This window comes from Halalkalibacter sp. HAAS-P014 (assembly GCF_056619965.1).
This window is the reverse complement of record NZ_JBWQTV010000010.1, coordinates 216,381-223,508: the sequence shown is the minus strand read 5'-3', so window position 1 is coordinate 223,508 and position 7,128 is coordinate 216,381. Positions and strand designations below refer to the sequence as shown.

Annotated in this window: 5 protein-coding genes, 15 tRNA genes and 2 rRNA genes; 21 read left to right on the top strand and 1 reads right to left on the bottom strand. The window is 42.9% G+C overall.

Annotation, left to right across the window (positions count from 1 at the left end):
• From AC1FXZ_RS08665 to AC1FXZ_RS08590, 16 genes are all read left to right on the top strand, one after another.
• Nucleotides 1-117: ribosomal RNA gene (locus tag AC1FXZ_RS08665) — 23S ribosomal RNA — on the top strand; the annotation flags it as partial.
• Between the two features lie 117 nt (nt 118-234).
• Nucleotides 235-350: ribosomal RNA gene (rrf, locus tag AC1FXZ_RS08660) — 5S ribosomal RNA — on the top strand.
• Nucleotides 351-395: 45 nt separating this feature from the next.
• Nucleotides 396-471 (top strand) — tRNA-Ala (locus tag AC1FXZ_RS08655).
• A gap of 10 nt (nt 472-481) precedes the next feature.
• Nucleotides 482-566 (top strand) — tRNA-Tyr (locus tag AC1FXZ_RS08650).
• A gap of 4 nt (nt 567-570) precedes the next feature.
• Nucleotides 571-644 (top strand) — tRNA-Trp (locus tag AC1FXZ_RS08645).
• Between the two features lie 74 nt (nt 645-718).
• Nucleotides 719-793: transfer RNA gene (locus AC1FXZ_RS08640), tRNA-Gln, on the top strand.
• A gap of 7 nt (nt 794-800) precedes the next feature.
• Nucleotides 801-875 (top strand) — tRNA-Gly (locus AC1FXZ_RS08635).
• 6 nt (nt 876-881) lie between these two features.
• A tRNA-Cys gene (locus tag AC1FXZ_RS08630) sits at nt 882-953 on the top strand.
• Between the two features lie 20 nt (nt 954-973).
• Nucleotides 974-1,044, top strand: a tRNA-Gly gene (locus AC1FXZ_RS08625).
• Nucleotides 1,045-1,059: 15 nt separating this feature from the next.
• Nucleotides 1,060-1,136: transfer RNA gene (locus tag AC1FXZ_RS08620), tRNA-Ile, on the top strand.
• Between the two features lie 45 nt (nt 1,137-1,181).
• A tRNA-Glu gene (locus tag AC1FXZ_RS08615) sits at nt 1,182-1,256 on the top strand.
• A gap of 7 nt (nt 1,257-1,263) precedes the next feature.
• Nucleotides 1,264-1,339, top strand: a tRNA-Val gene (locus AC1FXZ_RS08610).
• A gap of 165 nt (nt 1,340-1,504) precedes the next feature.
• Nucleotides 1,505-1,578: transfer RNA gene (locus AC1FXZ_RS08605), tRNA-Met, on the top strand.
• Nucleotides 1,579-1,586: 8 nt separating this feature from the next.
• A tRNA-Asp gene (locus AC1FXZ_RS08600) sits at nt 1,587-1,663 on the top strand.
• Between the two features lie 7 nt (nt 1,664-1,670).
• A tRNA-Thr gene (locus AC1FXZ_RS08595) sits at nt 1,671-1,746 on the top strand.
• 20 nt (nt 1,747-1,766) lie between these two features.
• Nucleotides 1,767-1,851: transfer RNA gene (locus AC1FXZ_RS08590), tRNA-Leu, on the top strand.
• A 95-nt stretch (nt 1,852-1,946) separates the two neighbouring features.
• On the opposite strand, the gene AC1FXZ_RS08585 is transcribed toward AC1FXZ_RS08590, so the two are convergent.
• Nucleotides 1,947-2,135, bottom strand: coding sequence for a hypothetical protein (locus tag AC1FXZ_RS08585; protein WP_480052582.1), 189 nt, complete (start codon nt 2,133-2,135; stop codon nt 1,947-1,949).
• A gap of 54 nt (nt 2,136-2,189) precedes the next feature.
• On the opposite strand from AC1FXZ_RS08585, the gene AC1FXZ_RS08580 reads away from it, so the two are divergent.
• The 5 genes from AC1FXZ_RS08580 (at nt 2,190) to AC1FXZ_RS08560 (ending at nt 7,028) form a co-directional block, all read left to right on the top strand.
• Nucleotides 2,190-2,265, top strand: a tRNA-Lys gene (locus AC1FXZ_RS08580).
• Nucleotides 2,266-2,460: 195 nt separating this feature from the next.
• Entirely contained in the window at nt 2,461-2,877 is a 417-nt protein-coding gene (locus tag AC1FXZ_RS08575) for a MarR family winged helix-turn-helix transcriptional regulator (protein ID WP_480052580.1), read from the top strand.
• Entirely contained in the window at nt 2,878-4,086 is a 1,209-nt protein-coding gene (locus tag AC1FXZ_RS08570) for an MFS transporter (protein ID WP_480052578.1), read from the top strand.
• Between the two features lie 579 nt (nt 4,087-4,665).
• Entirely contained in the window at nt 4,666-5,781 is a 1,116-nt protein-coding gene (locus AC1FXZ_RS08565; RefSeq protein WP_480052576.1) for a cupin domain-containing protein, read from the top strand.
• A 35-nt stretch (nt 5,782-5,816) separates the two neighbouring features.
• The gene (locus tag AC1FXZ_RS08560) at nt 5,817-7,028 is read left to right on the top strand and encodes an FAD-dependent monooxygenase (RefSeq protein ID WP_480052574.1); all 1,212 of its coding nucleotides are present in this window, start codon (nt 5,817-5,819) and stop codon (nt 7,026-7,028) included.
• Nucleotides 7,029-7,128 lie beyond the last annotated feature (100 nt).

Here is a 7,128-nt window from a genome sequence, read left to right as displayed (position 1 = left end):
TTTCCCATGGAGTTAATCCAGTAAGACCCCTTAGAGATGATGAGGTTGATAGGTCTGGTGTGGAAGCGTGGCGACACGTGGAGCTGACAGATACTAATCGGTCGAGGACTTATCCAATAAATGATTCTTGACGTCATACTTCGTGAAGTGTGACAATTGTTTCTATAAAAGCATTATCTAGTTTTGAAGGAATCACATTTTCTTCAAGGTGTTTTCTTGAAAACACCATTATAGTCTGGTGGCGATAGCGAAGAGGTCACACCCGTTCCCATGCCGAACACGGTCGTTAAGCTCTTTTGCGCCGATGGTAGTTGGGGGCTTCCCCCTGTGAGAGTAGGACGTTGCCAGGCTAAATATATGGGGCTAACTTGTTAGTCCCATTTTGTTTTGACGATGGGGCCTTAGCTCAGCTGGGAGAGCGCCTGCCTTGCACGCAGGAGGTCAGCGGTTCGATCCCGCTAGGCTCCACCATTAAAAATCTGGAGGGGTAGCGAAGTGGCTAAACGCGGCGGACTGTAAATCCGCTCCCTACGGGTTCGGCGGTTCGAATCCGTCCCCCTCCACCACTTTAGGGGCATAGTTTAACGGTAGAACAGAGGTCTCCAAAACCTCCAGTGTGGGTTCGATTCCTACTGCCCCTGCCAAATCTTATTAGATTTATTTTTGTTGTTTTTAGATGCTTCTGGTTAGACGCGTATTTAAAATTGTTACTGAACGTTGGGCTATCGCCAAGCGGTAAGGCAACGGATTTTGATTCCGTCATGCGTAGGTTCGAATCCTGCTAGCCCAGCCATTTATATGCGGAAGTAGTTCAGTGGTAGAACACCACCTTGCCAAGGTGGGGGTCGCGAGTTCGAATCTCGTCTTCCGCTCCATTTTTTGGCGGCATAGCCAAGTGGTAAGGCACGGGTCTGCAAAACCCTTATTCCCCGGTTCAAATCCGGGTGCCGCCTTCATTTATAATATTTATTATGCGGGTGTAGTTTAGTGGTAAAACCTCAGCCTTCCAAGCTGATGTCGTGAGTTCGATTCTCATCACCCGCTCTTTAGTAATGCTGTGGGCCTGTAGCTCAGCTGGTTAGAGCGCACGCCTGATAAGCGTGAGGTCGGTGGTTCGAGTCCACTCAGGCCCACCATTTTCCACAGTATTCATTGGCAGACATTTGCCATCAAATATGATTGGCCCGTTGGTCAAGCGGTTAAGACACCGCCCTTTCACGGCGGTAACACGGGTTCGAATCCCGTACGGGTCACCAATATATCGGAGGATTAGCTCAGCTGGGAGAGCACCTGCCTTACAAGCAGGGGGTCGGCGGTTCGATCCCGTCATCCTCCACCATAAACATATTACTTTTTGTTTATTTAATAACGACGCGGGGTGGAGCATGGAGCGAAACATCGTCGAAGCAACATCGACATGTCTCGACGCATATACTACAACGCAAAACTGGAAGAGGAAGAGACAACTTCTTCGAAACAGCATCATCCGAATACTTTATAACGACGCGGGGTGGAGCAGTCTGGTAGCTCGTCGGGCTCATAACCCGAAGGTCGGCGGTTCAAATCCGTCCCCCGCAATACCAAATGGTCCGGTAGTTCAGTTGGTTAGAATGCCTGCCTGTCACGCAGGAGGTCGCGGGTTCGAGTCCCGTCCGGACCGCCATCTTTATGCCGGCCTAGCTCAATTGGTAGAGCAACTGACTTGTAATCAGTAGGTTGGGGGTTCAAGTCCTCTGGCCGGCACCATTTTTTTGTTTTGTTGAAATGCGGGTGTGGCGGAATTGGCAGACGCGCTAGACTTAGGATCTAGTGTCTTATGACGTGGGGGTTCGACTCCCTTCACCCGCACCATTTCATGTATAGCAGCAAGAGCCATTAGCTCAGTTACGAGCAAAACTACTTGAACTTCTACGAGTTGTTCTGACGCAGCAAGCAACAGAGCGTTACTAGAAGAGGAAAGAACAGGTAGTACCACGGTGCAGAGCATCATCCGTAGGCATCATGAAATACTTCAACGAAATATCTGCAAGAGCCATTAGCTCAGTTACGAGCAAAGCTACTTGAACATCTACGAGTTGTTCTGACGCAGCCGGCAACAGAGTGTTACTAGAAGAGGAAAGAACAGGTAGGACCACGGAGCAGAGCATCGTCCGTAGGCATCATGAAATCCTTCAATGAAATATCTGCAAGAGCCATTAGCTCAGTTGGTAGAGCATCTGACTTTTAATCAGAGGGTCGAAGGTTCGAGTCCTTCATGGCTCACCATTTTAGAATGTAATGTTTATTACATAGTCAAAGATCAACTTCGGTTGGTCTTTTTTGTTTGCTTACCTAATGACTGTTTTTAAAAGTAGCTTATTGATTTGTTAGTCAGTTAGTCTAATATACAGGTTGGTCAATTTTTGTTACGATATATAAAGTAGATAGTTAGCTAGGTAAATAATGGTTGGAGGATTTAAAATGGCTGCCGATAATCTTTTTCATATGTTAAATCAAAAGGTACGTTTGTTTTCGAAGAGTTTAAATGAAAAGCTGCAGGAATATGGGTTGTACACGTCTCAGTGGACTATTCTTTATGTACTTAGCGAGAAAGGGCCAATGACGCAGACTGATATTTGGCAATACTTGAAGGTTGAAGCACCAACAGTAACGAGGACGCTTGTGCGAATGGAAGCGAATGGCTGGATCGTTAGAAAAGAAGGAAAAGACAAACGTGAACGGATTGTGGAGTTAACGGAGAAAGCGCGAGAACTTTACTTAGTAGTAAGATCAGCTGTTGAAGATCTTGAAGATGAATATACAAATGCGTTATCGGAACAGGAGCAACAGCAACTTTTCAAGCTTTTGGCGAAGCTTGAAACAAAAAGGAATGATTAAATGACAACTAATAATCAAGCGATTTGGACGAAAGATTTCTTTAGTATTTCTTTAGTGAACTTGATGGTTTTTATTAATTTTTATGCGTTGTTAACAACGTTACCGGTGTATGTAATCTATAATTTGGGTGGAACCAACGCACAAGGAGGTTTAGTTGTAACGCTCATGATGTTATCGGCGATTTTGATAAGGCCGTTTTCAGGAGGCATTTTAGAACGTTTTGGAAAACGTAAAGTATTATTAGTTGCGACGGTGCTGTACACGGTAACATCGTTTAGTTATATATGGGTAGATGAATTTATGCCTCTTTTAATTTTGCGTTTTATTCATGGTTTGTCGTTTGCTGTATTAACGACGACGACTTCAGCGATTGCCGTGGATATTGTCCCTAAACAGCGAAAAGGAGAAGGGCTCGGATATTTTACGATGTTTTTGAATTTGGCTATGGTATTAGGTCCGTTCTTAGGTCTTAGCCTCATTCAATTTGTTTCATTTGAACATGTGTTTATGATTCTAAGTAGTTTGTTACTAATAAGTGTGTTTGGTGCTCTATTAGTTAAAGTGCAAGACGCTCCGATGCCAAAGGTCGATGTCTCCATGAAAAAGAGACTTTCTTTCTATGAGTTATTTGAAATGAAGGCATTGCCTATAGCAGTTATTAGTATGTTTGTTGGTTTTGCGTACGCTAGTATTCTTTCGTTTTCTTCGGTTTATGCGGTGGAGCTAGGAATAGAGAGAGTTTCAGGATACTTTTTTATTGTCTTTGCAGTTACAATGCTTGTAACTAGACCGTATTTAGGGAGGTTATTTGATCGACGAGGGCCAAAAATTGTGCTTCTTCCTTGCTTTGTGTTGTTTGCTGTAGGGTTAGTCCTCTTAAGTGTTGCCGAATCGGCTGTGTTGTATTTGGTTGCAGCTGGGGTGCTCGGGATCGGATATGGATCGATGTTGCCATTTTTCATGACTTTAGCCGTTCAATCTGTCTCTAAGAAACGAACCGGACATGCAACGGCGACATTATTTATGTTATACGATACAGGGATCGCATTAGGTTCTTTCATTCTAGGAATCATCGTCGCATATACGGGGTTCTCAAATTTATTTGGCTACCTAGCAATCTTTGTAGTAATTATTTCGGTACTCTATATTTTTATGAACAAAAGAATGGAAGAAAAGGAGTTGGGGTCAGACACTGCTTTGACACGTTAAAGTATGTGGGGACAGTCCCCTTATCAGTACTTCACCGTAGGAAAGAGGGGCTAAGAGGCCCCTCTTTTTTTGTTTGTGACAAAATATTCTTATTTTTTGCAGAAGAAGTTCTAGAAATATATTGACAATTTACAGGGGATCATATAAATTTATTATATAAATAGAGAACTTAGTTATCTAATAGTGTAAAAAATCACACTTATGTTAGAGAACTAAGAAACTTTCTTGTAATAGTGGAGAGAAACATCACACCTATGGAAGCTTGCTGCGTAAGTCATCATCATTTTTACGAGAATGAAATAGGCAATTTAATTTCATCTAGTCAGTTGCCAATCGAGATGTTGAGGGTTCGCTATGGAGTACAGGTTCAATTCAAAAGTAAAGAAATTGAATCCGTTTACAGTATTGCCCCATAAGAGACTTCTACTTTCGGCGTATTAACTTGAGGTGGTGAAGCTAGCAACCTAAAACATTTTTTCATGATGATCAGTTACAGGGGTATATGTAACTAAGCATGAAGTGTAAGCGTTATCTTAACGCTTAGATGTAACTAATTACAAAAAGAGAGGTGGATTAAGAATGGCAGTTACAAGTGGAGATTTTTTTAAAAGTAAAATAGTTCAAGATTTTACAAAAGATATTAGGCAGTATAATCTCGGGCCACTTTGGGAAGCGATTCCAGAGTTAATGCATAAGACGCCGGAGCCTCATGCGCAAGCATATCTTTGGAAGTGGGATCTATTGAAAAAGAAGTTGGATGAAGCGGCACAAATTTTTACACCGGAACGGGGTGGGGAAAGAAGAGCGATCTACCTTCAGAACCCAGGGCTTGATTACCGTCAACCATGGGGCTGGGCATCAACGAGTCAAACGCTCTATGCAGCTGTTCAAATGCTGTTGCCGGGTGAAGAAGCGCCGTCACACCGTCACTCACAAAATGCGCTTCGTTTTATTACAAACGGTGAAGGTGCATACACGATTGTGCAAGGTGAGCGTATTTTCATGGAAGAGGGAGACTTTCTGATTACACCGAAGGACCTCTGGCATGGACATGGTCACCCAGGTACTGAACCGATGATTTGGATGGATGTACTTGATATTCCAACGAAGTATATGCTTGGTGGAACATTCTTTGATCATTATCCAGAAGAGCTTGAGAGCCCGAAAGTTCCTGATAACTACAATGCACAGCGTTATGAGGGTGGAATGGTTCGTCCGATTTCCGACCGTCATCCGAAAAAAGCACCACTTGGTTCTTTTAAACATAAGCAAACGATGGCAGCGCTTGAAGGATTAAGTCGTTTTGAGCCAGATCCATTTGACGGTTATGCAGTGGAATTCATTAACCCATCAAATGGCCAAACAGCAAACCCAACGATTGCGGCATGGATGCAGAAGCTTCCAAAAGGCTTCCACTCAAAAGCACATCGCCATACGCATTCGACGATTTATCAAGTATTTAGAGGTTCTGGTTACTCGGTTATTAATGGCCAGCGTTTTGATTGGGCACAAGGTGACTATTTCATCGTTCCGAACTGGGCATGGCATGAGCATGTGGCAAGCGAAGATACATTATTCTTCTCAACAAGTGATTTACCGATTATGGAGCACTTCGATGTAGAAAGAGAAGAAGCACTTGAAAAAGGAAATGGATATCAAGAGGTAACAAGCGAGTTTAAACCACCATTGGTTTAACATAAAAATTATAAATTTTAAGAGGGGGACTTAAAATGTTAAAGACTGAAGATACAATGATTATTGTTGGTGGAGGAATTGGAGGTTTAGCAGCTGCTTTAGCTGCAGCAGAAGCAGGGGAGAAAACAACGGTACTTGAACAAGCGCCACAATTTGGGGAAGTTGGGGCAGGAATTCAAATGTCACCGAATGCAATGGCAGTACTTGATCGTTTTGGTGTAGGGGAAGAAATCGCAAAAGTTGCAGTTTTTCCAAAGAGATTGGTTTTAAAAGATGTCTATACGGCTGAAGAGTTAACGATTTTAGACTTAGGGGATGACTTTAAAGAAAGATACGGTTTCCCGTACATCGTGTTGCATCGTTCAGACTTACACCGTGTCTTGTTAGAGGCGTGTGAAAAGAATCCGTTAATTACTTTAGTAACTGACCAGCATATTGAAAAGGTTGAAGAAACACCAGAAGGTCCAGTTGTGACAAATGCTAGAGGAGAAAAATTAGTAGGGAAAGCGTTAATTGGCGCAGACGGACTTAAGTCTAAGACTCGTAAACTTTTCTCAAACGATGAGCCAGTTTGCTCGGAGTATGTTGCTTACCGTGGAACAATTCCGATTGGAGAAATCAGTGATGATGCGAACATGGATGATGTAATCATGTGGATTGGTCCAAATCTACACGTTGTTCAATATCCTGTTCGTCGTGGTGAGTTATATAACCAAGTTGTTGTATTTAAGAGTTTCAACTACAAGGAAGATATTCCTGTAGAAGATTGGGGTACACCTGAGGAAATGGATAAAGTATTTGAAGGTGCACATCCAAAAGTGGAGAAAGCTCTATCATTTATCGAGCGCCAGTTCAAATGGCCGATGTATGACCGTAATCCAATTGAAAACTGGACAAAAGGAAACATCACGCTTCTTGGCGATGCAGCTCACCCAATGCTTCAATACTTAGCTCAAGGTGGAGTTCAAGCGTTAGAAGATGCTTCATTCCTTTCTGATATGCTTCAAAAACATCCAGGAAACTATGAAGTAGCATTCAAAGAATACCAAACTGAGCGTCAACCACGTTCAGCGAAAGTCCAAACCACGGCGCGTAAATGGGGAGAAATTATTCATGCAGAGGATCCGATTTCTATCTTACTGCGTGATACAATCTTCAAATCCCGTGATGCAAAAGACTTCACTTACACAGATTGGCTCTATTCTAAGAAATACGGCCAAGGCTCAAAACAAACGGTAACAAACTAATAAGAAGAGGGGACAGCCCCCTCTTCTTTTCTTTATTTGGATAAAGTGGGGTCAGACACTACACCATCACTGTACAGCAAAGGTGCAGTGCCAGACCCCA